This is a genomic window from Kaistia dalseonensis (assembly GCF_030814715.1).
GTDB lineage: Bacteria > Pseudomonadota > Alphaproteobacteria > Rhizobiales > Kaistiaceae > Kaistia > Kaistia dalseonensis.
The window spans coordinates 211,732-234,586 of the sequence record NZ_JAUSVO010000004.1; the positions used below are offsets into that span (position 1 = coordinate 211,732).

Consider the following 22,855-nt stretch of genomic DNA (forward strand, 5'->3'; position numbering starts at 1 on the left):
GCGATCGACAGCGATCGGAGGCCCCCTTGGCGACAGCCATTCCCGTTCTGCCGGCCGGCCAGGCCAAGGCTCTCGACGATGCCTACCAGGCCGCCGTCTCCGCGCGCCGGCTGCGCACGCTGATGGTGCTCGGCATCATCGTCGTCCTGATCCTGATCAGCGCCAATCTCGCCCATGTCCGCCCGCTGACGCTCTTCGGCAATATCGGCAATTTCGGCAGCTTCATCGGCAAGACCATTCCGGTCCTGACCTTCGGCAATTTCTTCGCCGACATGCGGGAATGGTACTGGAATTTCCCGAAATGGCTGGGCCTGCTCGGCCAGACGATACTGATCGCCTATCTCGGCACCTTCATGGGCGCGATCGTCGCCTTCTGCCTCTGCTTTCTCGCCTCGGCCAATCTCGCGCAGAGCCGCTGGACGCGCATCGTGGCGCGCCGCTTCCTCGAATTCTGCCGCACGGTGCCGGACATCGTCTTCGCGCTGATCTTCGTCATCGCCTTCGGCCTCGGCCCGATGGCCGGCGTCTTCGCGCTCTCGATCCACACGGTCGGCGCGCTCGGCAAGCTCTTCGCCGAAGTGGTCGAGAATATCGACATGAAGCCCGTCGAGGGCATGTCGGCGGCCGGCGCCAACTGGTTCCAGACGATCCGCTTCGCCGTGCTGCCCCAGGTTCTGCCGGGCTTCGCGTCCTATTCGCTGCTGCGCTTCGAGATCAATGTGCGCGGCGCGGGCGTGATGGGCTTCGTCGGGGCGGGCGGTATCGGCCAGGAGTTCCTCGTTGCGATCCGCAACTTCTATTACACCGACGTCAGCGCGATCCTGTTGATGATCATCGCGACGGTCATCCTGATCGATCTCGGCACGGAGCAGGTCCGGCACAGGCTGATCGGCATCGGAGAGCATCGATGAGCGTCAACGCACCTGAAATCGCTCCGTCCGCCGGGCGGCTGCGTGCCGCGGCCCTCGCCGATCTCGGCGGATTGAGAGACCGTCACGGCGTGCACTTCCGCCCTTCCATGCGCCGGCGCATCCTGGCCATCGGTATCCCGCTGGTCCTGATCGCGCTGGCGATCTTCGCGATGGTCGTGCTGAATTTCTCGCTCGTCCGCATCCTGAACGGCCTGCATCGGCTCGGCCAGTTCGCCATCCTCATGATGCCGCCCGAGCCGCAGGGGCGCTTCGTCGCCTTCTCGATTGCGCTCGGCGAGACGCTCGGCATCGCCTTTCTCGGTACGCTGGTTGCCGCCGTGCTGGCCTTCCCGGTCGCCTTCCTCGCGGCCAAGAACGTCATCCCGAACATATTCGCCCATTTCGCGGTCCGCCGCGCCTTCGACGTGATCCGCTCGGTCGACACGCTGATCTGGGCGCTGATGTGGATCAACGTGGTGGGTCTCGGCCCCTTCGCCGGCGTGCTCGCCATCGCCTGCTCGGATTTCGGCTCGTTCGGCAAGCTGTTCTCGGAGGCGATCGAGGCGACGGACGGCAAGGCGGTCGAAGGCGTCACGGCCTCGGGCGGCAGCAAATTGCATCAGGTCCGCTTTGGCCTGTTGCCGCAGGTGCTGCCCGTCATCGCGAGTCAGGTGCTCTATTTCTTCGAATCGAACACGCGTTCGGCGACCATTATCGGCATTGTCGGTGCCGGCGGCGTCGGCGCCTATCTGACGGAACTGATCCGCGTGCTCGAATTGCAGCAGGTCGCGTTCCTGATCCTGATGATCCTGGTCACGGTCGCCATCATCGATTTCATTTCGTCGAAGCTGCGGCTCGCCATCATCGGCAAGGCCAAGATCGTCTGAGGCGCGAAGGCGCGCCTCAGCTTTCCACGACCAGTTCCGTTCGATCGGCCGAGAACGCCGCGCGCGTGAACTGGATGCGCATGCCGGTGGCATCGACATTGATGCTGTCGACGGTGAGCAACAGCCGACCCGGCGCAAGATCGAGCTTCGCCGCTTCCTCCGCATGGGCCGGTCGCGCGGAAATCCGTGTCTCGAGGCGCCGATAGTCCGAGACACCGCGCGATTCTAGCGCGCGGGTGATCGTGCCATAGGCGCGATAGGCATCGCCCAATCGTTCGAAACGCGGCAGCGGGAAGAAGCCGTGGCCGTAGGAGATCGGCGAGCCGTCGGCGAGGCGGACCGTGTCGAGGCGGATCACCGGCGCGCCGAGGGGAATGGCGAGCGCCGCCGCCACCATGGCATCGGCGGTCATGACGACGGCATCGAGCAGCTTGCCGCTCGCCTCGCGGCCGGCGCGCGAAACATTCTCGGAAAAACGCGTGCGGGCGCTGATCGGATAGGCGAGGGGGCGCGCCTCGACGAAGGTGCCCCGGCCCTGCGTGGCGCGGACGAGGCCGCGGGTCGCGAGTTCGGCCAAAGCGCGGCGGACGGTATGGCGGTTGACCGCGAAGCGCGCCGCGAGCTGGCTCTCGGTCGGTAGCTGCATTCCGGGCGTGAGCGCGCCGGAGGCGATGTCGGCTTCGATATCGTCGGCGATCTGCCGCCAGGCCGCGATGCCGCCGCCGCGCGCGATCTCGGTCACGCCGGCATCGTCGAGAACGCTCATATCATTTGTCATCAAATCGTCACTGGACCTTTTCATCGTATTGTCTATACCATTAGACAAATCGGATGAAAACCCTCCCGGTGAACGGTTCCAGAATGACAGAACCTGCAAGACATCTTCATGACGCCGCCGAGATCGCCGCCCGTCAGGCGTTGATGGCGGCCTGCACGGCGGCCTCGCCCGACGAACTGGCGGCGACGCTGGCGGGCGTGCCGCATCCCTCGGAAATCGTCGATCTGCGCGCCACCGAAAGCGGCCTCGTCATGCTGCGTGGCCGGATGGGCGGCGATGGCCGGCCTTTCAATCTGGGCGAGGCGACGGTGACACGCGCCGCGGTCCGCCTGCCCGATGGGCGCACCGGCTTCGCCTATCAGCTCGGCCGCGACGCCGCCAAGGCGCGCAACGCCGCCATTCTCGATGCGCTGTGGCAGGGTCCCGAGCGCGCGGCCGTCGAAGCCGCGATCGCGCCGGTCCGGGCACGGATCGAGGCCGAAGCCGCCGCCAGGGCGCGGCGCGTCGCCGCCACGCGCGTCAATTTCTTCACCATGGTCCGCGGAGAAGACTGATGTCCGCATCGACTGCGCAAACGTCCACGATCGCCACCGGCTTTGCCGATCCCGTCATCGCGGCGCAGGCTAATTTTCATGCCGCGATGACGGCGCTCTCGCGTCCGGGCACGGTCACGACGCTTTCTGCCGGGCTGATCGCGCCGGAGCCGCTTACGGCCGAACTCGCCGCCGTCGCGCTGACGCTGGCCGATCATGAAACGACGCTCTGGCTCGATCCCGCGCTCGCCGCTTCGGCTGAGGTCGTCGCCTATCTCCGCTTCCATACCGGCGTGCGCATCGTCGCGAAGCCTCGGGATGCGGCCTTCGCGCTGGTGGTCGATCTTGCCGGGATGCCGGCCCTGTCGGCCTTCGCGCAGGGCACGGACGAATATCCCGACCGCTCGACGACCATCATCGCGGCTGTCCAGAGCCTCGATGCTGGACGCCATCTCGAACTGGCCGGCCCCGGCATTGCGGAGCGCGCGTCGCTTTCGCTCGATCCCTGGCCGTCCAACCTGACCGCCGAGCTCGCTGCCAACCGGGCGCAGTTTCCGCGCGGCATCGATCTCGTCTTCGTCAGCGCCGGCCGCGTTGCTGCGCTGCCGCGCACCACAAGCGTCTCGGAGGGTTGAGTCATGTATGTCGCCGTCAAGGGTGGCGAAGGGGCGATCGACAACGCCCACGCCCTGCTCGCCCATGAGCGTCGCGGGCCGACCCATATCGCCGATCTCGCGCCGGAGCAGATCGAAAGCCAGCTGGCGCTCGCCGTCGATCGCGTGATGGCCGAGGGCTCGCTCTACGATCCGGCGCTCGCCGCCCTCGCGATCAAGCAATCGCGCGGGGATCTGATCGAGGCGATCTTCCTCGTCCGCGCCTTCCGCACGACATTGCCGCGCTTCGGCGCCTCGCAGCCGCTCGACACCAGCGCCATGGCGATCGAGCGCCGCATCTCCGCGACCTTCAAGGATCTGCCGGGCGGGCAGGTGCTCGGCCCGACCTTCGACTACACGCACCGCCTGATCGACTTCATGCTCGCGGCCGGTGTCGCGCCGCCTCCGCCGGTGGAAGCGCCGGCCGAGACCGAACCGACGCCGCGCGTGACCGATCTCCTCGACGGCGAGGGTCTGATCGAGGCCGAGACCGCCACCGGGAACGAGGATGTCGGCGATCTGACGCGCACGCCGCTCGATTTTCCGGCGAACCGCGATCTGCGGCTGCAGGCGCTCGCCCGCGGCGATGAGGGCTTCCTGCTCGCGCTCGGCTATTCGACGCAGCGCGGCTATGGCCGCACGCACCCCTTTGTCGGCGAGATCCGCTTTGGCGAGGTCGAGGCCGAATTCGTGCCGGAGGAGCTCGGCTTTGCCGTGCCGCTCGGCCCGGTCGCCGTCACCGAATGCCAGATGGTCAACCAGTTCCATGGTTCGGCCGAGGTGCCGCCGCAATTCACCCGCGGCTATGGCCTCGTCTTCGGCCAGAGCGAGCGCAAGGCGATGTCGATGTCGCTGGTCGATCGCGCGCTTCGGACGCGCGAATTCGGCGAGGACGTGGTCGCGCCGGCGCAGGACGAGGAATTCGTCCTCTCCCATTGCGACAATGTGCAGGCGACCGGCTTCGTCGAGCATCTGAAGCTACCGCATTATGTGGATTTCCAGGCCGAACTCGGTCTCGTCCGCCAGATGCGGACCGAATATTTCGCGCGTCAGGAAGAGTTGAAGGAGGCGGCGGAATGAACGCGGCAGCCAATGCGCAGTCGACCGGCTACAACTTCGCCTATCTCGACGAACAGACCAAACGGATGATCCGCCGCGCGATCCTGAAGGCGATCGCGATCCCCGGCTATCAGGTGCCGTTTGCCAGCCGCGAAATGCCGATGCCCTATGGCTGGGGCACGGGCGGCGTGCAGGTGACGGCCGCGATCATCGGGCCGGACGACGTGCTCAAGGTCATCGACCAGGGTTCGGACGACACGACCAACGCCGTCTCGATCCGCAAGTTCTTCGCCAAGACCGCCGGCGTCGAGACGACGACGGAAACGAAGCGCGCGACGATCATCCAGACGCGCCACCGCATTCCCGAGCGGGAATTGACGGCGAAGCAGACGATCGTGTTCCAGGTGCCGATCCCCGAGCCGCTGCGCTTCCTGGAGCCGCGCGAGACCGAAACGCGCAAGCTCCATGCGCTGGCCGATTACGGCCTCATGCATGTGAAGCTCTATGAGGATATCGCCCGCCACGGCCATATCGCGACGACCTATGATTATCCGGTCGAGGTCGCGGGCCGCTATGTGATGAACCCGTCGCCGACGCCGAAATTCGACAATCCCAAGATGGACATGTCGCCGGCGCTGCAGCTCTTCGGCGCGGGTCGCGAAAAGCGCATCTATGCCGTGCCGCCCTTTACCAAGGTGCGCAGCCTCGATTTCGAGGACCACCCGTTCAAGGTGCAGACCTTCGACACGCCCTGCGCGCTCTGCGGCGTGGAGAATGTCTATCTCGATGAAGTCGTGCTCGATGATCGCGGCGGGCGGATGTTCGTCTGCTCCGACAGCGATTTCTGCGAGGAGCGGCGGGCGGAAGGGCATCGGGGTGAGTTGTCCGGCGAAGAACCGGCCTTCCTGAAGACGGCGCCGGCCGTCGAGGGCGAGGCGACATGAGCGAGCTCTCGATCCGCAAGGCGACGGAGGCCGATCTGCCCGTCCTGCTGGCGCTCTACGGCCAGCCGAGTTTCAACAATGGCCGAGTCGTCACGCTGGACGAGGCCAGGGCGATCTTCGCCCGCATGGCGCTCTATCCCGATTTCGCGGCCTATCTCGCCGAGATCGAGGGCGTGGTCGTCGGCACTTTCGCGCTGATGGTCATCGATAATATCGCCCATTGGGGCACGCCGACCGCGCTCGTTGAAAATGTCGTCGTCGCCGAGGGCCGCCAAGGCGGCGGCATCGGCCGCGCCATGATGCGGGCCGCGTTCCAGATTGCGGAAGCGAAGGGCGCCTACAAGGTGGCGCTGTCGTCGGGCATGCGGAACGAGAAGGCGCACGCCTTCTACGAGAGCCTCGGCTTCGAGAAATATGGCTTCAGTTTCCGGCTCGATCCGCCACCGGCCGCTCAATCGGCCGAGCCGGGTCTGGCCGTGGACCTCATCGAGGAGCGCGCATGATGAGCGCACATCTGAACGATCTTCCGCTTCTCTCCGCCCGCAATCTCGGCAAGCATTATGGCGCGCGGCTCGGCTGCGCCGATGTCTCGTTCGATATCTATGAGGGCGAGGTTCTGGCCGTCGTCGGCGAATCCGGCTCCGGCAAGTCGACACTGCTCGGCCTGCTCTCGACCGAGCTGCCGCCGACCTCCGGCTCGCTCGACTATCGCATGCGCGATGGCGAGACGCGGAACCTCTTCGATCTTTCCGAGGCCGAGCGTCGCTTCCTGCTCAGGACCGATTGGGGCTTCGTGCGCCAGGATGCCCGCGATGGCCTGCGCATGAGCGTTTCGGCCGGCGGCAATGTCGGCGAGCGGTTGATGGCGGTAGGCGCGCGCCATTATGGCCGCATCCGCGATACCGCCACCGACTGGCTGACCCGCGTCGAAATCGAGGCCGAGCGCATCGACGACCTGCCGAAGAGCTTTTCCGGCGGCATGCGCCAGCGGCTCCAGATCGCGCGCAACCTCGTGACGCATCCCCGTCTCGTCTTCATGGACGAGCCGACGTCGAGCCTCGACGTGTCGGTTCAGGCGCGCCTGCTCGACCTGATCCGTGGCCTCGTCGCCGAACTCGGCCTCGCCGTGATCATCGTCACGCACGATCTCGCCGTGGCGCGGCTGTTGTCGCACCGGATCATGGTGATGCGCCATGGCCGCGTGATCGAGACCGGCCTGACCGACCAGGTGCTCGACGATCCGCGCGAAGCCTATACCCAGCTCCTCGTTTCATCGGTGCTCGCAGCATGACCGACCAACCGCGCCTCACGCTCGAAAGCGTTTCCAAGACCTTCACGCTGCATCTGCGCGAGGGCATGAAGATCGGCGTCGTCGAAAATGTCGGCTTCTCCGTCATGCCCGGCGAATGCGTCGTGCTCGGCGGCCCGTCGGGTGCGGGCAAATCGTCGATCCTCAAGATGATCTACGGCAATTATCGCTGCGACGAAGGCCGCATCCTGCTGCGCGACGGCGAGGAGATGGTCGATGTGGCGAGCGCCGCGCCGCGCCGCATCCTCGCGCTCCGCGCGTCCGTCATGGGCTATGTCAGCCAGTTCCTGCGGGTCATCCCGCGCGTCTCCGCGCTCGATATCGTCGCGGGCGCCGCGTCGGAGGGCGGGGTCGGGCAGTGCGAGGCTTGGGCGAAGGCCGAGCGCCTGCTGACCCTGCTCAACGTGCCCGAACGGCTCTGGAGCCTGCCGCCGGCGACTTTTTCCGGTGGCGAGCAGCAGCGCGTGAACATTGCCCGTGGCCTTGCCGCCGAACGCCCTTTATTGCTGCTGGATGAGCCGACCGCCTCGCTCGACGCGGTCAACCGCGCCGTCGTCGTGCGGCTGATCGAAGAGAAGAAGAAGGCCGGCGCGGCGATCGTCGGCATTTTTCACGACGAGGATGTTCGTGACCTTGTTGCGGACCGCATCGTCGATGTGACGCAATTCGCGGGTAAAGAAGCGGCCTGAAGCGCGATTCGGCCGGCCCTTTTGTGCCGCGCAGCCATGCCGAATGTCTGGATGAGAGAGAGAACGATGTACGATCCGCGGGAATATGTCCTGACCAATGCCACCATGGTGCTCCCCGATCTGGTCGTGGAGAATGGGTGGGTTGCCGTCGCGGACGGCAAGATCGTCGAGACCGGCGAGGGCACCGCGCCGGAGCGGGGCTTCGATCTCGAGGGCGACTATCTCGTGCCGGGCCTGGTCGAGCTGCACACGGACCATCTCGAAAGCCATTTCTCGCCGCGCCCGCATGTGCGCTGGCACGCGCTCGCTTCCGTCATGGCCTATGACGCGCAGATTGCTGCGGCCGGCATCACCACCGTGTTCGATTCGCTCCGCGCCGGCTCGGATGTCGACGTCAAGACGATCGGCGCCGATCTGCTGACGCTCGCCGATGCGATCGACGCTGCCCGTGCCACCGGGCATCTGCGCGTCGATCATCGCACCCATATTCGCTGCGAGATCGCGACCCCCGATGTGATCGAGCATCTGGAAGCCTTCACGGCGCGCTATCCTGTCCACCTGATGTCGCTGATGGACCACACGCCCGGCCAGCGCCAGTTCCAGGATCTCGAGACCTGGCGCAAGTTCTACCTGCGCAACAAGGGCGTCACCGAGGCGCAGGCCGAGCGGATGATCAGCGGTCGGCTCGAATTGCACCGGCTGCACGCCAAGGACAATCGCGCGCGGCTGATCGAGATCGCGGAAGAGTTCGGCGCCGTGCTGGCGAGCCATGACGACGCGACCGCGGCCCATGCCGAGGAAGCGGCGGAAAATGGCGTCGCGCTCGCCGAATTCCCCACGACGATTGCAGCCGCCGAGGCGCTGCGCGATGCCGGCATCGACGTGATGATGGGCGGCCCCAATATCGTGCGCGGCGGGTCCCATTCGGGCAATGTCGCGGCTGAGGAGCTGGCGCGCGCCGGCCTGCTCGACATTCTCTCGTCCGATTATGTCCCGGCGAGCCTGCTGATGTCGGCCTTCGAGCTGCCGCGCCGCGCCGCCAATATCGACCTGCCGACGGCGATCCGCACCGTGACGCTGACGCCCGCTGAGGCCACCGGACTCGATGATCGCGGCGCGATCGCTCCGGGCCTGCGCGCCGACCTCGTGCGCGTCAAGCTCGCCGATACCACACCGATCGTGCGCCAGGTCTGGCGCGAGGGCCGCAGGGTTTCGTGAGGCGAATATGGGCACGGGCTGCTTCGTCGCCATTGTCGGGCCAAGCGGCGCCGGCAAGGATACGCTGATCAATCATGCGCGCCGGGCGCTTGCCGGGGAGCAGGAGTTCCTGTTTGTCCGGCGGCTGGTGACGCGGGCGGCCAACGCCTTCGAGGATCACGACACGATCGATCTGGCGCGCTTCGAGGCTGGCGAGGCTTCAGGCGCGTTCGCGCTCTCCTGGCGCGCCCATGGCCTCGGCTATGCGCTGCCGCTGGAGACGATCGCGGCGACGGAGGCGGGCACGATCGCGGTCTGCAACCTGTCGCGCGGCGCGATCCACGCGGCGCGGGCGCGCTTTGCCCGCGTCTTCATCGTGAGCGTCACGGCGCCGGTGGACGTTCTGGCCGCGCGGCTCGCCAAGCGCGGACGCGAGACGGCCGAGGCGGTGGCCGAGCGGCTCGGCCGCGAAGCCGCCTGCATGGATGGAATCGTGCCGGATCTCATCATCCAGAACGATCGCCCGATCGCGGAGACCGGGGCCGCGCTGGTCGATTTCCTGCGCGCCCTGCATGTCGGCTCGCCGGCCGGATAATCCTGCTCAGGGCAGGAAGCGCTTGACCATGATCACCGTGTCCGCTTCTTCGGCGAGCGGATATTCCTGAAGGCCAAGCGCACGATAGAAGGCCTGCGCCTTCTCGTTGGTGCGTCCGACACCGAGATGGACGCCCGGCGAACCGGCATCTTCAAGGCGCTGCATGACGGTTTCAAGCGCCATCCGTCCCCAACCGCCACCGCGCGCCTCGCTCAGCAGGTTGATGTGGACATGCGAGGGGTAGCGCTCAAGGAGCGCCGCGGGCGCGGTGCGACGCTGATGGATCTGCGAGCGACGGCGGTCGCTGCCCTGCCAGAGCGCTTCATCGGTTCCGGGATGACGGATCCGCCCGCGCAGCACCGGAAGCCAGTCCCGCTCCATGCGATGATAGAACGAGACCGTGTCCAGCGCCCCGACCGCATAGCCGACCACGCCGGACGCGCCATCGAGCACGACGGCATGTTCCGGCTCCAGCGCCACATAGGGGCCGACATAGAGATGGCCCGGCGCATCGGGATCATCCTCGATGTCGGTGCCGTCGAGGCCGGAATTCGCGGTCTTCAGGCAGATGCTGTAAACTGCCGGCAGGTCCGAGAGATGGGCCTGCCGGAGGTTGTATGCGCGCGGCGTATCGGTCAACGCCTGCTCCTTCATGCAAAATGTTTCGGCATGCTTTGGAGCGCATCACGGCGTCGGCGTCAATCTCAGGCGAGCGTGCGTCCACCATTGACCGCGATCGTCTGGCCGGTGATGAAATCGGCCTGCGGCGAGGCCAGGAAGCCCACCGTGGCGGCGATCTCCTCCGGCACGCCCATGCGCGCCAGTGGCACATCCCGGCGGTAATCCTCGATATCGTCGGCAGTCGCCGTCGCATGGCGCTCGACCGGAACGAAGCCGGGCGCGACGAGGTTCACATTGATGCCATAGGGGCCGAGCTCGCGCGCCCATGACCGTGTCAGGCCCACCATCGCTGCCTTGGCCGCGACGTAGTGGCCGAAATCCGGATTGCCGATATCGACCACTTCGCTGCCGATATTGATCACCCGTCCGACCTTGCGCGTCTTCCAGTCCGGCAGCACCGTCTGCAGCAGCAGGAGAGGGGCTTTCACGAAGAAACGCAACTGGTCGAGATGATCGTCCCAGCTCTGGTCTTCGATCGGCATCATCGGCTGCGGGCCGGTGGCGTTGTTGACGATCAGCTCCACCGGGGCCAGTTCGTGGGCGATCGTCGCGATGCCGTGGCGCACGCTGGCCTTGTCGGTCACGTCGAACTTGAAGCTGGCCGCCTTGCCGCCGAGCATGGCGATGTCGTCGACGACGCGGGCGGCGCCGGCATCGTCATGGGCATAGTTGACGGCAACGGCCCATCCCGCCGCCGCAAGCGCCTTTGCCATCGCAGCGCCGAGCCCGCGCGATGCGCCCGTGACGAGTGCAGTCTTCATCTGATCCTCCCGATAGCGGTCCTTCTGTGCGAAATGCGCGGACCTTGATCCGATCGAACCATAGCCGCCTTCGATTGTCTCCCCAATTCAAACGGCGGAGAGGATCGGCCGGCGCCTTCCGGCGGCATGGCATGGTTGCGGGACGCGGTCCGTGGGCCTAGCGTCGGCGCAGTGCGGCGCTCGAGACGGAATCAGGGCATGGGGCGATCGAACTGGACCGCGCATTGGCCCTGGCTGAAGCGGGTCATCGGGCCGCTGATCCTCTTCGAGGCCGGCATCGGGCTGGTCATGCTGCTGGTGCTCGACCCGCTGGTCTTCGCGCTCCTGCAGGCAATCATCGCGCTCGCCGACGATCCCTTCACCGGCAATGATGCGCTGATCGGCTTCTTTCTCTCGCCCTTGGGCTTCCTGACGCTGGCGACGGCGGCGATCGTGACAATCGCGTTGCTGGCGGTCGATTATGGCGGCGCCAGCCTGATCGTCAGGGCTGGAATAGAAGGCGAAAGGCTGCGGCCGGCCCGGATCGCAGCACGGCTGGTGCGGCGCCTGCCGGTGCTGATCGGCATCGCGGCAATCCTGTTCATATCGGCGCTCGGTCTGTTCCTGCCCGTTGCCGCGACGGCCTTTGCCGCCAAGGCGCTGCTGCTCTCCGATGCCGATATCTATTTCTACGTGACGGTCTGGCCGCCACGCTTCGTCGTCGCGGTGGCGCTGGTCGGTTTCATCGCGCTCCTGGCCACAGCGGCGGCATTCTGGCTGGCGTTGCGCTGGTGCCTCGCCGTGCCGATCGCGCTCATGCATGACGTTTCGCCGGTGCGCGCGCTCGCGCTCTCCGCCGTGGCCTCGGCCGGCCGGAGGCGGCGTCTCGCTCTGCGCCTTTTGGGCTGGGGCGCGGGCTGGCTCATCGTCTCCATGCTGGTGGCGAGCCTCGTCGCCTTTGTGAATGACCTGATGCTATCGCCGCAGAATTCGCTCGCGTCACTGGCGCGGACCGGCATGGCGCTCGTTCTGGTCAATGCCGTGGCGATCAGCCTGGTGGCGAGCCTCGCGCGCGCCGCGCTCGCCGTGATTGCGACCCATTTCTATCTGGCGGACGGCCGCCGCGCGGTGCCCTCAGCCGAGGACCATGATCCCCTGCCGGCCCGGTTCCGCCCGCTTCGATGGGCGGTCATTGCGGCCCTGTGCCTGGCCTTGCCGGTGATATCCGCTCTGCAACTGGTGTGGACCGTCCGGTTGCTCGATGTCGACAAGCCGGTCAGCGTTACCGCCCACCGCGCGGGCTCGATCGGCGCACCGGAGAACACGCTGGCGGCGCTCGAGAAGGCGATCGCCGCGGGTGCGCAATATGCCGAAATCGACGTGCAGGAAACGCTGGATGGCGAGGTCATCGTGCTGCACGACACGGATCTGCGCCGTGTCGCCGGCCTTCCGCGCTCGATCTGGCAACTGCGCTATGACGAGATACGCGATCTCGATGTCGGATCATGGTTCGATCCCGCCTTTGCCGCCGAGCGCGTTCCGACGCTGCGCGCCTTTGCGCTCGCCGCCAAGGGGCGCATCAAGCTCAATATCGAGATGAAGGCTAATGGGCACGGCGTGGACCTCGCCGGGCGGACAATTGCGGTGCTCCGGGAGACGGGTATGGAGGACGAGGCGGTCGTCTCTTCGCTCGACCTTCGGACGCTGCAGTCGGTCCGCCGCATCGATCCGGTACTCCCCGTCGGCTTCATCGTGGCGACGGGCCTCGGCAATCTCGCCGCGCTCGATGTCGATTTCTACGCGATCGCCCAGCGCTTTGCGACGCCGGGACGGATCAAGGGGCTGAACCAGATCGGCCGCGCCGTGCATGTCTGGAAGCCGGATACGGCGGAGGCGATGGTCTCCGCCATGCTCGATGGCGCCGACAATCTGATCACCGACGATCCCGGACTTGCCATCGAGACGATCCGGGCCTTTCACGCGCTTGGCCCGGCGGAGCAGGCCTTCCTGCGCGTAAGGAGCGCGCTGCTGCGCGGTCGTCAGGTGCTCGATCCCGCCCGCTGGGCGCCAATGGCCGATTATTGAGCGCTCCGCGTGACGGAACGACGCAATCAATGGGCCGATAGTGTTTCAGTGTGCAATGCAGCAAAGTTGATGCTCTCCTGCGGATGAGCAAGATCGAAGTTCGCGCCCATCCGGCTCCTGATCGCCGCTGTGCTGTCTAGCCATGGTCTTTTCGCCCTGAACACTGCCCGATTGTGTCGACTGTTCGTCATGCGATGTCCACTATGCAGCCGAATGATACGATATGCACAGCGTTGAGACGGATAGAATAGGCCAATAGATACAATATTATATCGGTGATTGGCATGTTGATGCATCAATGTTGCTTTATAGGTCGGCTGAAAGGTCTTGTCGGGCATCCCGAATTGAAGCGCCGAAGACGAATTTGCTTGCCTGACATGGTAAATTCATCGACCGTGGCTTATCTGGCTCTGCCCTATGGCGAGAGTGCCAGCAGCCCATGAGGTCCTATGTCGAGCCAAGACGCAGCCCCCGAAGCGGGCGTGAACACCTCATCCACCCGCGAGCCCGTTCTCGTCGATCTCGCACTGCAAGGTGGCGGCTCGCATGGCGCTTTCACCTGGGGCGTGCTCGATCGCCTGCTGGAGGAGCCCTGGCTGAAGATCGACGGCATATCCGGTACATCCGCCGGCGCGATGAATGCCGCCGTCCTGGCCTCCGGCTATGTCAAGGGCGGGGCGGAAGGTGCGCGCGCAGCGCTCGAAACCTATTGGCGGACGGTGTCGGATTCGGCGCGTTTCAGCCCGTTCCAGCGCAGCCCGCTCGATATCCTGCTCGGCGAATGGACCCTCGACAATTCGCCGCTCTTCGTCACCATGGATATCATGTCGCGGCTATTCTCGCCCTATGATCTCAATCCCGCCGGCAAGAACCCGTTGAGCGCCATTCTGGAGAAGACGATCGATTTCGAGTTGCTGAAACAGTCGCCGATCAAGCTCTTCATCACGGCCACCAATGTGCGCACCGGCCGCGTCCGGCTCTTCAAGAACGAGGAGGTCACGCCCGACGTGCTGATGGCGTCTGCATGCCTGCCGACCATGTTCCAGGCGGTCGAGATCGATGGCGAGAGCTATTGGGATGGCGGCTATTCGGGCAATCCGACGATGACGCCGCTGGTGCGCTATCTCGAGTCGGACGATACGATCCTCATCCCGATCAACCCGATCGAGCGGGCCGGCACGCCGAAGACCGCGCGCGACATCCTGAACCGCCTCAATGAGGTGTCGTTCAATGCGGTTCTGCTCAAGGAACTGCGCATGATCGCGCTGTTGCGACAGGTCGCCGATGCCGGCCACACCGAGGGCGCGCAATGGGCGAAGATGCGCATCCACATGGTCCCGAACGAGATCATGGGCAAGCTCGGCTATTCCTCGAAACTCAATGCGGAATGGACCTTCCTGAGCATGCTGCGCGACGAGGGCCGCAAATCGGCAGACACGTTCCTGGCCGAGCACGGCGACAGCATCGGCAAGAAGTCCTCGCTCGACCTCGACCAAATGCTTGAAGGTGTCTGACGCATGGGTCTCCTCGGCATTCTCGTCGGCCTCGGCCTCCTCATCGCGCTCGCCTTTCGCGGCTGGAGCATCCTGCTGCTGGCGCCGATCGGGGCGCTGATCGCGGCGCTGTTTTCAGGCGAACCGCTGCTCGCCCACTGGACGCAGACCTTCATGTCGAGCGCTGCGGGCTTCCTGGCGCAGTTCTTCCCGATCTTCCTGCTCGGTGCGCTGTTCGGCAAGCTGATGGAGGATAGCGGCTCGGTCACGGCGATCGCGAATTTCATGGTCGACAAGCTCGGCGAGCGCCGCGCCATACTGGCGGTCGTCCTCGCCGGCGCGATCGTCACCTATGGCGGCGTCAGCCTGTTCGTCGCCTTTTTCGTGCTGGCGCCGATGGCGATCGCGCTGTTCCGCGCCGCCGGCGTGCCGCGGCGGCTGATGCCGGCCGCGATCGCGCTCGGCACATCCACCTTCACCATGTCGGCCCTGCCGGGAACGCCCGCGATCCAGAACGCGATCCCGATGCCGTTCTTCGGCACGACGCCCTTTGCGGCGCCCGGCCTCGGCATCATCGCCTCGGCGATCATGCTCGCCTTCGGCCTCTGGTGGCTCGCGCGCGCCGAGGCCTCGGCGCGCAAGGCCGGCGAGGGCTTCGGCGACGAGGCGGCCACAGTGACGGTGGACGAGGCGGCGGACGATCCGCTGATCCGCGAGCGGGCCGGAACCGCACATGAATTCGATCCGGCCGAAATCCATCATGGCGCGCTGAGCCCCGCCGCGCCGCCGATCTGGGCGGCCGCGCTGCCGCTCGTCGTCGTGGTCGTAGTCAATCTGATCATGAGCTTCGTCGTCCTGCCGCGCATGGACACCAGCTATCTCGCCGAAGCCGCCTGGGGCGGCACCTCGATCACGGCCGTCGGCGGCGTCTGGTCCGTCATCGTCGCCCTGACGGCGGCGATCCTGACGGTGCTCGCGATCAGCGGCCGCAAGCTTCCCGCGATGCGCGCCACGATCGATGCCGGCGCCAACGCATCCGTGCTGCCGGCCTTCAGCGTGGCGAGCCTCGTCGGCTTTGGCGCCGTCGTCGCCGCCTTGCCGGCCTTCGCGCTGGTCAGGGATTGGGTGCTTTCGATCGATGGCGGGCCGCTGGTCTCGCTGGCGATCGCGACCAACATCCTCTCCGCGCTGACGGGCTCGGCCTCGGGCGGCCTCACCATCGCGCTCGACGCGCTCGGCGGGACCTATATGAAGCTCGCGGCCGAGCAGGGCATCGACCCGGCGCTCCTGCACCGCGTCGCCGTCATCGGCGCGGGAACGCTCGACAGCCTGCCCCATAACGGCGCTGTCGTCACGTTGCTCGCCGTCTGCGGCTCGACGCATGGCAAGAGCTATTTCGACATCGTCATGGTCGGCATTGTCGGCGCGATCATCGCCCTGGTCGCGGTGATCGGGCTCGGCACGGTGTTCGGCTCGTTCTAGCGGGGAGGCGGCGGCTCAGGCCGCTGCCCAGCCCTTGCGCATCAGCTTGATCGCGCCCTGATAGACGTCGGCGGGCTTGTCGAAGAGCGGCCGCCAGACCCGGGTGGCGGCAGCGAGGTCGGGCAAGGCCGAACCGAAGGCCTCGACCGTCATCCAGCCATCATAGCCGGCCGCCTTCAACGCCCAGAATACGGAGCCGAAGTCGATCGGCCCGGTGCCCGGCGTGCCGCGATCATTCTCGGATATATGGACATGGTTGATGGCCGAGGCGGTGGCGTGGATCGCCTTGGGCTGGCTCTTCTCCTCGATGTTGAAGTGAAACGTATCATAGAGATAGCCGTAATTCGGCTCGTCGACCGCCTCGACCAGCGCTTTCGCGGCGCGGGCCGTATTGAGGAAATAGCATTCGAAGCGATTGAGCGGCTCGATCGAGAGCTTGAGGTCGGCCTTGGCCGCATAGCGCGCCGCCGCCTTGTGCACCTCGGCGCAATCCGCCTTCTCGGCTTCGGTCGGGCCATGTCCCGAGAACAGGCCGAGCGGCTGGTGGAACGGGCCGCAGAGCACTTCGGCGCCGAGCGCCTCCGAGCAGTCGGTGGCCCAGTTGATGTGATCGAGCGCGCCGCGACGCTCGGCCGGATCGGCGGAGATGGCGTTCTTGCCCCCGCCCGGCATCACCATCACCGTCGTGCAGTCAAGGCCGGCATCCTCCAGATACCGGCCGAGTTTCTGATAATGCGCCACCGTTCCTTCGAAGACCGGTATTTCCACGCCATCATAGCCCGCGGCCTTGAGGCGGTCGAAGATTGGCAGGTGGTCTTCGGTGACATAGGTGGTCCATAGAAGAAGGTTGAAGCCGAGCTTCATTTGACCTTCCTCCCCTTTTTCGAGGCCTTGGGCGTCTTCTCTGCCGCAGGCGCCTTGACCTTGTCGGCCTTGACCGTTGCGGCCGCAACCTTGCCGCCCGTCTTCGCCTTGCCGGCTGAGGCTTTGGGCTTGGCCTCTACCTTCGCCGGCTTGTCGGCCGCAGCCTTTGTCGCCGCAGGCTTGGTCTTGGCGACTACGGGCTTTTCGGCAGCAGTCTTTTCGGCAGCCTTGGCGCCTGACGGCTTGCGCTTCGCAGTCTTTCCGGCTCCGACCGCGTCGGGATGCTCGACGTCGACCCATTGGCCGCTATTGCCCGAATTGATGATCGCGTCGCAGACCATCGTCGTCGCCAGCGCATCGCGGAAGGTCGGCGCGGCCGGCACGCCATCGGCGAGACCCCGCAGGAAATCGGCGACCTGATGCACGAAGGAGTGCTCGTAGCCGAGTATCAGCCCCGGCACCCACCATTTGCCGAGATAGGGATGCTCACCATCGGTGACGAGGATCGACGTCCAGCCGCGCAGTGCGCCGGGGGTGCGATGGTCGAACCAGGAAACGCGGTTCAGATCGTGCAGATCCCAGGCAAACGAGCCGTTTTCGCCATTGATTTCAAGCGTATAGGCCGCCTTGTGGCCGCGGGCGTAGCGGGTCGATTCAAAGGTGCCGAGCGAGCCGTTCGAAAAATGCGTGAGCACCGCCGCCGCATCGTCGATGCCGACCTTCTGCATCTTGCCGGTCAGCGCGTTCTTCCGCTCCTTGACGAAGGTCTCCGTCATGGCGGTCAGGTTCTTGATGTCACCATTGATCCAAAGCGCGGTATCGATGCAATGGGCGAGCAGGTCGCCGGTGACGCCCGAGCCGGCGGCGTCGACATCGAGCCGCCACGTCGCGGCGCCGCCTTGCGGCACATCGGGCGAAATCGTCCAGTCCTGCAAGAACTTGGCGCGATAGTGATAGATCTTGCCGAGCAGGCCCTGGTCGACGACCTGCTTGATCAGGCTGACCGCCGGGACGCGGCGGTAATTGTACCAGACCATGTTCGGCACGCCGGCCTTCTCGACGGCTTCCACCATCGGCAGGCCTTCTGCGGTGGAGCGGGCGAGCGGCTTTTCGCAGGTCACCATCTTGCCGGCCTTGGCGGCGGCGATCGCGATCTCGGCATGGCTGTCGTTCGGCGTGCAGATATCGATGACGTCGATGTCTTTGCGCTCGATCAGCTTTTTCCAGTCGCTCTCGACGCTTTCATAGCCCCACATGGCAGCGAAGGCGTTGGCCTTCTCGTTATTGCGGGCGGCGACCGCCTTCAGGACCGGGCGATAGCCGGTGTCGAAGAAGTGCGAAACCTTGCTCCAGGCGTTGGAATGGGCGCGCGCCATGAAGCCATAGCCGACCATGCCGACGTTCAATGTTGTTGCCATTTTGTTGCCTCCCCGGCCGCTTTTGTTAGTCTTCGCGCCAGCCATGCGCCTCGCGCACCTTGATCATGGCGCCGAGCACATTGTTCCAGGTCTGCTGGTCCTCCATCACGCTGTTGGGGAACATGCAGCCGTCCCAGGCGATGTGGCGCATGCGGCGGGTGAGGTTGCCCTCGCGGTCGCGCAGCCAGTATCCGGCGTGCTTCGGGATATCGAGTCGGCCGTTCGGATCGGTGACCTGGCAGTGGCGGCCGGTCTTCTCATGGTCGCCGGAGCCGAAGACGGTGCCGTCATTCTGCGCGACGTGGAAATCCATCGTCCAGGGCCTGAGCGCATCGGCGACCTTGCGATAGGCAGCGTCGAGCGTGGCCTTGTCGGACCAGTCGTAATCCTTGGGCAGGATGCGATCGGCCTCGGCATTGTAGCCGAGCGTGTAAAGCATGGAGTGGGCCATGTCGGCCTGGAAGCCGACGACGCCGGGGCGATCGACGAGCTCGAGCAGCTTCACCATTTCGCGCCAGGAATGCATGCCGCCCCAGCAGATCTCGCCTTCCGCCACGAGATACTCGTCATAATCCTCGGCGACGTCGGCGGCCTCCGAGAAGGTCTGGGCGATCAGCCTGGTATTGCCGACCGGATCCTTGTCCCAGGCCTCGACGCCGACGGAGGAATCGATCCGGATGCCGCCGGTCGGGCGGATGCCGAGGTCGCGCATCTGCCGGCCGATGGCGCAGGCCTTGCGGACCTGTTCGACGAAGCGCTTGCGATCATCGGCCGAGCCCATCGCCGAGCCGCCGCCCGCGCCGCCCCAGATCGGCGCCACGAAGGAGCCGACCTTGAGGCCATAGCTCGCAATATGGTCGCTCATCCGCTTGACCGCGTCGGGATCGCTGTCGATGTCGAAATGCGGCGCGGTGATGAAGAGGTCGATGCCGTCGAACTTGACGCCGTCCACCTCTGCATTGGCGGTCAGGCGAAGCAGCGTGTCCAAGGGAATGATCGGCTCGGAATCGCCGCCCTTGCCGACGACGCCCGGCCAGGCGGCATTATGCAGCTTCGGATAGTTGTTGGTCATCGGATCCTCCCAGATCGCTCTGTCTCGGGCGGATGTTTCTCCGCCCCGGCTCTTACGGCCTCAGTTCATTCCACGGCGCTTCCGCCGCCACGTCAACGAGTTCGTAACCGGTGGGGCCGACGCAGGGACCGAGGATCGCCACGATGCGGGCGTCGCCGGCCCCGACATTGAACGAGGCGTGGACCATGTCGGCCGGGATAAAGGCGGCGTCGCCCGCGCCCAGCACGCGCTTGTCGCGGTCGATCCACTGCTCGACCGAGCCGGCGACGACGTAGATCACTTCCTCCTGGTCGGGATGCTTGTGGAAGTTATGACCCTTTCCCGGCGCGAGCGTCACATCGATGACGGTCAACTGGCCGGCGCCGGTCGTCGGCGGATGGCTCATCCAGCGCAGCTTGCCCCAGTCGAGTACTTCCTGCGCTGTATCCTTCGCGATGACGAACGTGCCGGCCATGTCTTCCTCCCTCTGGCGTCCTTTTGGCGGCGGACGGGCGTTCCTCCCTAGAACGCCAGCCCCTTGAACCGCCGCGTCTGTTCGGTCAGCGCATCCTCGACCGGGATGCGCTCCATGCTCGATGCGCCATAGAAGCCGTGGCAGCGGGCGCAGTTCTGCAGGATGAACTCGGCGTGCTCGGGAAGCGCGATCGGGCCGCCATGGCAGAGCACGATGATATCGGGGCGCACCTTGAGCGCGGCCTCCGCGATCGCATCGATCTCGCCGACGCAGCTCTCGAGCGTCTTTGCGGATGTCACGCCGATCGAGCCGCCGACGGTGACGCCCATATGCGCGACGATCACGTCGGCGCCGGCCTCCGCCATGGCGCGCGACTCGTCGGGATTGAACACATAGGGCGTTGTGAGGAGGTCGAGCTGGTGCGCCGCGGCGATCATGTCGACCTCGAGCCCGTAGCCCATGCCGGTCTCCTCGAAGCTTTGCCGCATCACGCCGTCGAAGAGCCCGATGGTCGGGAAGTTCTGCACGCCGGAAAAGCCCATATGCTTCAGCTCGGCCAGGAATTGCGGCATCAGCACGAAGGGGTCGGTGCCGTTGACGCCGGCGAGCACGGGGGTGCGCTTCACCACCGGCAGCACCTCATGCGCCATGTCCTTGACGATCTCATTGGCATTGCCATAGGCGAGCAGGCCCGCGGCTGAGCCGCGCCCGGCCATGCGGTAGCGGCCGGAATTATAGATGATGATCAGGTCGATGCCGCCGGCTTCCTCGCATTTGGCCGAAAGGCCCGTGCCGGCGCCGCCACCTATGATCGGCACGCGCCGGCGCACCATGTCGTGGAATTTCGCGAGGATGTCCTGGCGGGGAATGAGAGGCATCCGCCTTCCTTTCAAATCGCTATGTCACGAAAATGCCGGACGATCGCATCGGCGAAGTCCGGCTCATTGATGTGCAGCGGGAGGCGCTGCACAATGCGGTTGCCCGTCTGGTTCACGGTCTCTTCGATCGTCGCGAACAGGATCCGGTCCGCCTCGGGATCGTGGAAGGCACCGCCCTCGATATCGAGCGCGGAGACGCCTTTTTCCGGGATCAGGAAACGAACGGGACCCTGGCAGGCATTGAGTTTTTCCCCGATGAAGAGGCCGAGCTGGCGGTTTTCCTCCGCCGTCGTGCGCATCAGCGTGATGTTCGGGTTGTGCCGGTAGAGGTTGCGGCCGCGATAGCGCTCGGGCACCTGGTCGAAGGCCCAGAAATTGACCATGTCGAGCGCGCCGACGGAGCCGACATAGGGAATGCCCGTCCGCGCGATCGCGCCGAGCCGATCGGCGCCAGCCGATAATACGCCGCCGAACAGATGATCCGCGATCTCGGTCGTCGTGACGTCGACCACGCCGACGAGCATGGCGCTGTCGACCAGCTTCTCCATGGCGCGCCCGCCTGTTCCCGTCGCATGGAAGACAAGGCAGTCATGATCGGTGCGCAGCTTCTCGACCACGCGCGTGACGCAGGGTGTCGTGACGCCGAACATGGTGAGGCCGATCGCCGGCTTGCCGCTCGCCTCCGTCACGGCCTGGCCCACCATGCCGACGATGGCGTGGGCGGCATTCTGCAGCACGACACGGGAGATCCGGTTCAGTCCCGCCAGATCGGTGACCGACGGCATCATGACGATGTCGGAAACGCCGACAAAGGGGCCGACATCGCCGGCGGCGAGCGTCGAGACCATCAGCTTCGGCAGCCCGATCGGGAGCCCCCGCATGCCCGCCGTCACGATCGACGTGCCGCCGCCGCCGCCAATGCCGATGATGCCGCCAATATCCTCGCGCGAGGCGATGAAGCGCGCGAAGGCCACGCCCATGGCCTCAACCGCGACGCCGCGATCCTCTGAGCTGAGCACGCCCGCGGCGCCATCGGGATGAAAGGCCGCGACTTCGGCGGCGGGAATATCGACCGCCGTGGTCGGAGGCCGCGTGCCGACATCGACGACCGTGACCGGGGCGCCAACCGCCACGATCGCCTCGCGCAGAAAGGCCAGTTCCTCGCCCTTCGTATCCGCCGTGCCGACCAGATAGATCCGCCGCATCGCATCTCCGCGACATTGTCGCTCGTCGAGGGGGAGAGCTGCGCGAGGCCAAGCGAAACCGGTGGCCGAAGCGGTGGCTACGGCGTGCGAAACCAAGGAATTTGCTGGCCTTTTAGCCCTTCGATCGTCCTCCCCGGCCGTCGAAAGACTGGAATTTGTCTTTGCTTTTATTTTGAGACATGCGTATCGTATTGGTATGGCAATCTCAGGTCAAGAGCCCCTTCTCAAGCCGTCCGCCAAGCCCCCGATGGAGAAGGGGCCGCGCGGCCGCATGAAGAGGCTCATGCTCGATACGGCCATCCGGTTGATGCAGCAGGGCGGTTCGCCCTCGGTCAGCGAGGTTGCGGAGGCCGCCCAGGTCTCGCGTGCCACCGCCTATCGGTACTTTCCGAGCCAGGCGGCGATGATCCAGGCGGCCGTCGATGACGCGCTCGGCCCGGTGCTCGACTGGACGACGGTGGAACGGGACGCGGAAAAGCGGGTCGCGGATCTGTTCGGTTTCGCCTATCATAGGATGCAGGCCTTCGAGGCGACCCACCGGGCCGCGCTGCTTCTGGCGCTCGATCAGTGGCAGCGGCGTCAGGCGGGAACTCTGGGCGACGAACCGCGCGTCGTGCGCGGCAATCGCAAGGGCCTGCTCAAGGCCGCGGTCGAACCGCTCGCCGCCGAGATCGGCAGGCCGGCGACCGACCGCGTGACACAGGCGCTCTCGCTCCTGTTCGGGATCGAGGCGATCATCATCTTGAAGGACATCTGGGGCCTATCCGCCAAAGAAGCGGAAGACGTCGCCAGTTGGGCCGCCAAGGCTTTGATAAAGACAGCGGTCGAGGAGGCGGGAGAGGAGCCCGCCCCCGAAGCGCCCAGAGAGAAGAAGGACCAGAAGAAACCGCGCAAGAAGGGCGCCCAGGCCTAGGGAACGGGCCGGGCA

General features: G+C 65.8%; 24 protein-coding genes. 15 read left to right on the forward strand and 9 right to left on the reverse strand.

What is annotated here, in order from left to right; translation table 11 throughout:
• The first annotated feature begins 26 nt into the window (after positions 1-26).
• The gene (gene phnE / locus QO014_RS14810; RefSeq protein ID WP_266349499.1) at positions 27-911 is read left to right on the forward strand and encodes a phosphonate ABC transporter, permease protein PhnE; all 885 of its coding nucleotides are present in this window, start codon (positions 27-29) and stop codon (positions 909-911) included.
• Complete coding sequence (gene phnE, locus QO014_RS14815) at positions 908-1,798, forward strand: phosphonate ABC transporter, permease protein PhnE (protein ID WP_266349500.1); 891 nt, start codon at positions 908-910, stop codon at positions 1,796-1,798. The genes phnE (QO014_RS14810) and phnE (QO014_RS14815) overlap by 4 nt, the downstream gene beginning before the upstream one ends.
• 16 nt (positions 1,799-1,814) lie before the next feature.
• Here phnE (QO014_RS14815) and phnF read toward each other — a convergent pair whose 3' ends face one another.
• On the reverse strand, positions 1,815-2,564 hold the full coding sequence (gene phnF / locus QO014_RS14820) for a phosphonate metabolism transcriptional regulator PhnF (RefSeq protein ID WP_266349501.1): 750 nt from the start codon (positions 2,562-2,564) through the stop codon (positions 1,815-1,817).
• A 95-nt stretch (positions 2,565-2,659) separates the two neighbouring features.
• Between phnF and phnG the strand changes: the two genes are divergently transcribed.
• From phnG to phnN, 9 genes are all read left to right on the forward strand, one after another.
• The gene (phnG, locus tag QO014_RS14825) at positions 2,660-3,130 is read left to right on the forward strand and encodes a phosphonate C-P lyase system protein PhnG (protein WP_266349502.1); all 471 of its coding nucleotides are present in this window, start codon (positions 2,660-2,662) and stop codon (positions 3,128-3,130) included.
• Entirely contained in the window at positions 3,130-3,744 is a 615-nt protein-coding gene (gene phnH / locus QO014_RS14830) for a phosphonate C-P lyase system protein PhnH (protein WP_266349503.1), read from the forward strand. Before phnG ends, phnH begins: the two co-directional genes overlap by 1 nt.
• Positions 3,745-3,747: 3 nt before the next feature.
• Entirely contained in the window at positions 3,748-4,842 is a 1,095-nt protein-coding gene (locus tag QO014_RS14835) for a carbon-phosphorus lyase complex subunit (RefSeq protein ID WP_266349504.1), read from the forward strand.
• A complete protein-coding gene (locus QO014_RS14840; protein WP_266349505.1) occupies positions 4,839-5,765 on the forward strand; it encodes an alpha-D-ribose 1-methylphosphonate 5-phosphate C-P-lyase PhnJ in 927 nt (308 codons plus the stop codon). Before QO014_RS14835 ends, QO014_RS14840 begins: the two co-directional genes overlap by 4 nt.
• Positions 5,762-6,268, forward strand: a complete 507-nt coding sequence (locus QO014_RS14845; protein ID WP_266349506.1) for a GNAT family N-acetyltransferase — start codon at positions 5,762-5,764, stop codon at positions 6,266-6,268. The genes QO014_RS14840 and QO014_RS14845 overlap by 4 nt, the downstream gene beginning before the upstream one ends.
• Positions 6,268-7,056: a phosphonate C-P lyase system protein PhnK gene (gene phnK / locus QO014_RS14850; protein ID WP_266349924.1), complete on the forward strand. Its 789-nt coding sequence runs from the start codon at positions 6,268-6,270 to the stop codon at positions 7,054-7,056. The genes QO014_RS14845 and phnK overlap by 1 nt, the downstream gene beginning before the upstream one ends.
• Complete coding sequence (gene phnL, locus QO014_RS14855) at positions 7,053-7,763, forward strand: phosphonate C-P lyase system protein PhnL (protein WP_266349507.1); 711 nt, start codon at positions 7,053-7,055, stop codon at positions 7,761-7,763. The genes phnK and phnL overlap by 4 nt, the downstream gene beginning before the upstream one ends.
• 66 nt (positions 7,764-7,829) lie before the next feature.
• A complete protein-coding gene (locus QO014_RS14860; RefSeq protein WP_266349508.1) occupies positions 7,830-8,981 on the forward strand; it encodes an alpha-D-ribose 1-methylphosphonate 5-triphosphate diphosphatase in 1,152 nt (383 codons plus the stop codon).
• 7 nt (positions 8,982-8,988) lie between these two features.
• On the forward strand, positions 8,989-9,555 hold the full coding sequence (gene phnN / locus QO014_RS14865; RefSeq protein WP_266349509.1) for a phosphonate metabolism protein/1,5-bisphosphokinase (PRPP-forming) PhnN: 567 nt from the start codon (positions 8,989-8,991) through the stop codon (positions 9,553-9,555).
• 6 nt (positions 9,556-9,561) lie between these two features.
• Here phnN and QO014_RS14870 read toward each other — a convergent pair whose 3' ends face one another.
• Together QO014_RS14870 and QO014_RS14875 are read right to left on the reverse strand one after the other, a co-directional pair.
• Positions 9,562-10,194: a GNAT family N-acetyltransferase gene (locus tag QO014_RS14870; protein WP_266349510.1), complete on the reverse strand. Its 633-nt coding sequence runs from the start codon at positions 10,192-10,194 to the stop codon at positions 9,562-9,564.
• A 65-nt stretch (positions 10,195-10,259) separates the two neighbouring features.
• On the reverse strand, positions 10,260-10,997 hold the full coding sequence (locus QO014_RS14875) for an SDR family oxidoreductase (protein ID WP_266349511.1): 738 nt from the start codon (positions 10,995-10,997) through the stop codon (positions 10,260-10,262).
• Between the two features lie 198 nt (positions 10,998-11,195).
• Between QO014_RS14875 and QO014_RS14880 the strand changes: the two genes are divergently transcribed.
• The 3 genes from QO014_RS14880 to QO014_RS14890 all read left to right on the forward strand — a co-directional run bounded on the left by QO014_RS14880 (position 11,196) and on the right by QO014_RS14890 (position 16,036).
• Positions 11,196-13,061, forward strand: coding sequence for a glycerophosphodiester phosphodiesterase family protein (locus QO014_RS14880; RefSeq protein WP_266349512.1), 1,866 nt, complete (start codon positions 11,196-11,198; stop codon positions 13,059-13,061).
• 449 nt (positions 13,062-13,510) lie between these two features.
• Positions 13,511-14,575, forward strand: coding sequence for a patatin-like phospholipase family protein (locus QO014_RS14885; protein ID WP_266349513.1), 1,065 nt, complete (start codon positions 13,511-13,513; stop codon positions 14,573-14,575).
• A 3-nt stretch (positions 14,576-14,578) separates the two neighbouring features.
• A complete protein-coding gene (locus QO014_RS14890) occupies positions 14,579-16,036 on the forward strand; it encodes a GntP family permease (RefSeq protein ID WP_266349514.1) in 1,458 nt (485 codons plus the stop codon).
• Between the two features lie 15 nt (positions 16,037-16,051).
• Here the strand turns inward: QO014_RS14890 and QO014_RS14895 are convergent, their stop codons facing one another.
• Genes QO014_RS14895 through QO014_RS14920 form a run of 6 tightly spaced genes read right to left on the reverse strand, consistent with a single transcriptional unit; the run spans position 16,052 to position 21,927 of the window.
• Positions 16,052-16,900 carry a sugar phosphate isomerase/epimerase family protein gene (locus QO014_RS14895; RefSeq protein WP_266349515.1) on the reverse strand — a complete coding sequence of 283 codons (849 nt, stop codon included), beginning with the start codon at positions 16,898-16,900 and terminating at the stop codon, positions 16,052-16,054.
• Complete coding sequence (locus tag QO014_RS14900) at positions 16,897-18,318, reverse strand: Gfo/Idh/MocA family protein (protein ID WP_266349516.1); 1,422 nt, start codon at positions 18,316-18,318, stop codon at positions 16,897-16,899. Before QO014_RS14900 ends, QO014_RS14895 begins: the two co-directional genes overlap by 4 nt.
• A 25-nt stretch (positions 18,319-18,343) precedes the next feature.
• Positions 18,344-19,390: a sugar phosphate isomerase/epimerase family protein gene (locus tag QO014_RS14905; protein ID WP_266349517.1), complete on the reverse strand. Its 1,047-nt coding sequence runs from the start codon at positions 19,388-19,390 to the stop codon at positions 18,344-18,346.
• Between the two features lie 52 nt (positions 19,391-19,442).
• On the reverse strand, positions 19,443-19,844 hold the full coding sequence (locus tag QO014_RS14910; RefSeq protein ID WP_266349518.1) for a cupin domain-containing protein: 402 nt from the start codon (positions 19,842-19,844) through the stop codon (positions 19,443-19,445).
• A gap of 47 nt (positions 19,845-19,891) precedes the next feature.
• Positions 19,892-20,722: a phosphoenolpyruvate hydrolase family protein gene (locus QO014_RS14915; RefSeq protein WP_266349519.1), complete on the reverse strand. Its 831-nt coding sequence runs from the start codon at positions 20,720-20,722 to the stop codon at positions 19,892-19,894.
• An 11-nt stretch (positions 20,723-20,733) separates the two neighbouring features.
• Positions 20,734-21,927 carry a Tm-1-like ATP-binding domain-containing protein gene (locus QO014_RS14920; RefSeq protein WP_266349520.1) on the reverse strand — a complete coding sequence of 398 codons (1,194 nt, stop codon included), beginning with the start codon at positions 21,925-21,927 and terminating at the stop codon, positions 20,734-20,736.
• Between the two features lie 196 nt (positions 21,928-22,123).
• On the opposite strand from QO014_RS14920, the gene QO014_RS14925 reads away from it, so the two are divergent.
• Positions 22,124-22,840 carry a TetR/AcrR family transcriptional regulator gene (locus QO014_RS14925; protein ID WP_266349925.1) on the forward strand — a complete coding sequence of 239 codons (717 nt, stop codon included), beginning with the start codon at positions 22,124-22,126 and terminating at the stop codon, positions 22,838-22,840.
• Positions 22,841-22,855 lie beyond the last annotated feature (15 nt).

Coding starts and splice junctions, on each gene's coding strand:
- phnE (WP_266349500.1), top strand. CDS start 908: ATGAGCGTCAACGCACCTGAAATCGCTCCGTCCGCCGGGCGGCTGCGT.
- phnF (WP_266349501.1), bottom strand. CDS start 2,564: ATGAGCGTTCTCGACGATGCCGGCGTGACCGAGATCGCGCGCGGCGGC.
- phnG (WP_266349502.1), top strand. CDS start 2,660: ATGACAGAACCTGCAAGACATCTTCATGACGCCGCCGAGATCGCCGCC.
- phnH (WP_266349503.1), top strand. CDS start 3,130: ATGTCCGCATCGACTGCGCAAACGTCCACGATCGCCACCGGCTTTGCC.
- QO014_RS14835 (WP_266349504.1), top strand. CDS start 3,748: ATGTATGTCGCCGTCAAGGGTGGCGAAGGGGCGATCGACAACGCCCAC.
- QO014_RS14840 (WP_266349505.1), top strand. CDS start 4,839: ATGAACGCGGCAGCCAATGCGCAGTCGACCGGCTACAACTTCGCCTAT.
- QO014_RS14845 (WP_266349506.1), top strand. CDS start 5,762: ATGAGCGAGCTCTCGATCCGCAAGGCGACGGAGGCCGATCTGCCCGTC.
- phnK (WP_266349924.1), top strand. CDS start 6,268: ATGAGCGCACATCTGAACGATCTTCCGCTTCTCTCCGCCCGCAATCTC.
- phnL (WP_266349507.1), top strand. CDS start 7,053: ATGACCGACCAACCGCGCCTCACGCTCGAAAGCGTTTCCAAGACCTTC.
- QO014_RS14860 (WP_266349508.1), top strand. CDS start 7,830: ATGTACGATCCGCGGGAATATGTCCTGACCAATGCCACCATGGTGCTC.
- phnN (WP_266349509.1), top strand. CDS start 8,989: ATGGGCACGGGCTGCTTCGTCGCCATTGTCGGGCCAAGCGGCGCCGGC.
- QO014_RS14875 (WP_266349511.1), bottom strand. CDS start 10,997: ATGAAGACTGCACTCGTCACGGGCGCATCGCGCGGGCTCGGCGCTGCG.
- QO014_RS14880 (WP_266349512.1), top strand. CDS start 11,196: ATGGGGCGATCGAACTGGACCGCGCATTGGCCCTGGCTGAAGCGGGTC.
- QO014_RS14885 (WP_266349513.1), top strand. CDS start 13,511: ATGTCGAGCCAAGACGCAGCCCCCGAAGCGGGCGTGAACACCTCATCC.
- QO014_RS14890 (WP_266349514.1), top strand. CDS start 14,579: ATGGGTCTCCTCGGCATTCTCGTCGGCCTCGGCCTCCTCATCGCGCTC.
- QO014_RS14895 (WP_266349515.1), bottom strand. CDS start 16,900: ATGAAGCTCGGCTTCAACCTTCTTCTATGGACCACCTATGTCACCGAA.
- QO014_RS14900 (WP_266349516.1), bottom strand. CDS start 18,318: ATGGCAACAACATTGAACGTCGGCATGGTCGGCTATGGCTTCATGGCG.
- QO014_RS14905 (WP_266349517.1), bottom strand. CDS start 19,390: ATGACCAACAACTATCCGAAGCTGCATAATGCCGCCTGGCCGGGCGTC.
- QO014_RS14910 (WP_266349518.1), bottom strand. CDS start 19,844: ATGGCCGGCACGTTCGTCATCGCGAAGGATACAGCGCAGGAAGTACTC.
- QO014_RS14915 (WP_266349519.1), bottom strand. CDS start 20,722: ATGCCTCTCATTCCCCGCCAGGACATCCTCGCGAAATTCCACGACATG.
- QO014_RS14920 (WP_266349520.1), bottom strand. CDS start 21,927: ATGCGGCGGATCTATCTGGTCGGCACGGCGGATACGAAGGGCGAGGAA.
- QO014_RS14925 (WP_266349925.1), top strand. CDS start 22,124: ATGGCAATCTCAGGTCAAGAGCCCCTTCTCAAGCCGTCCGCCAAGCCC.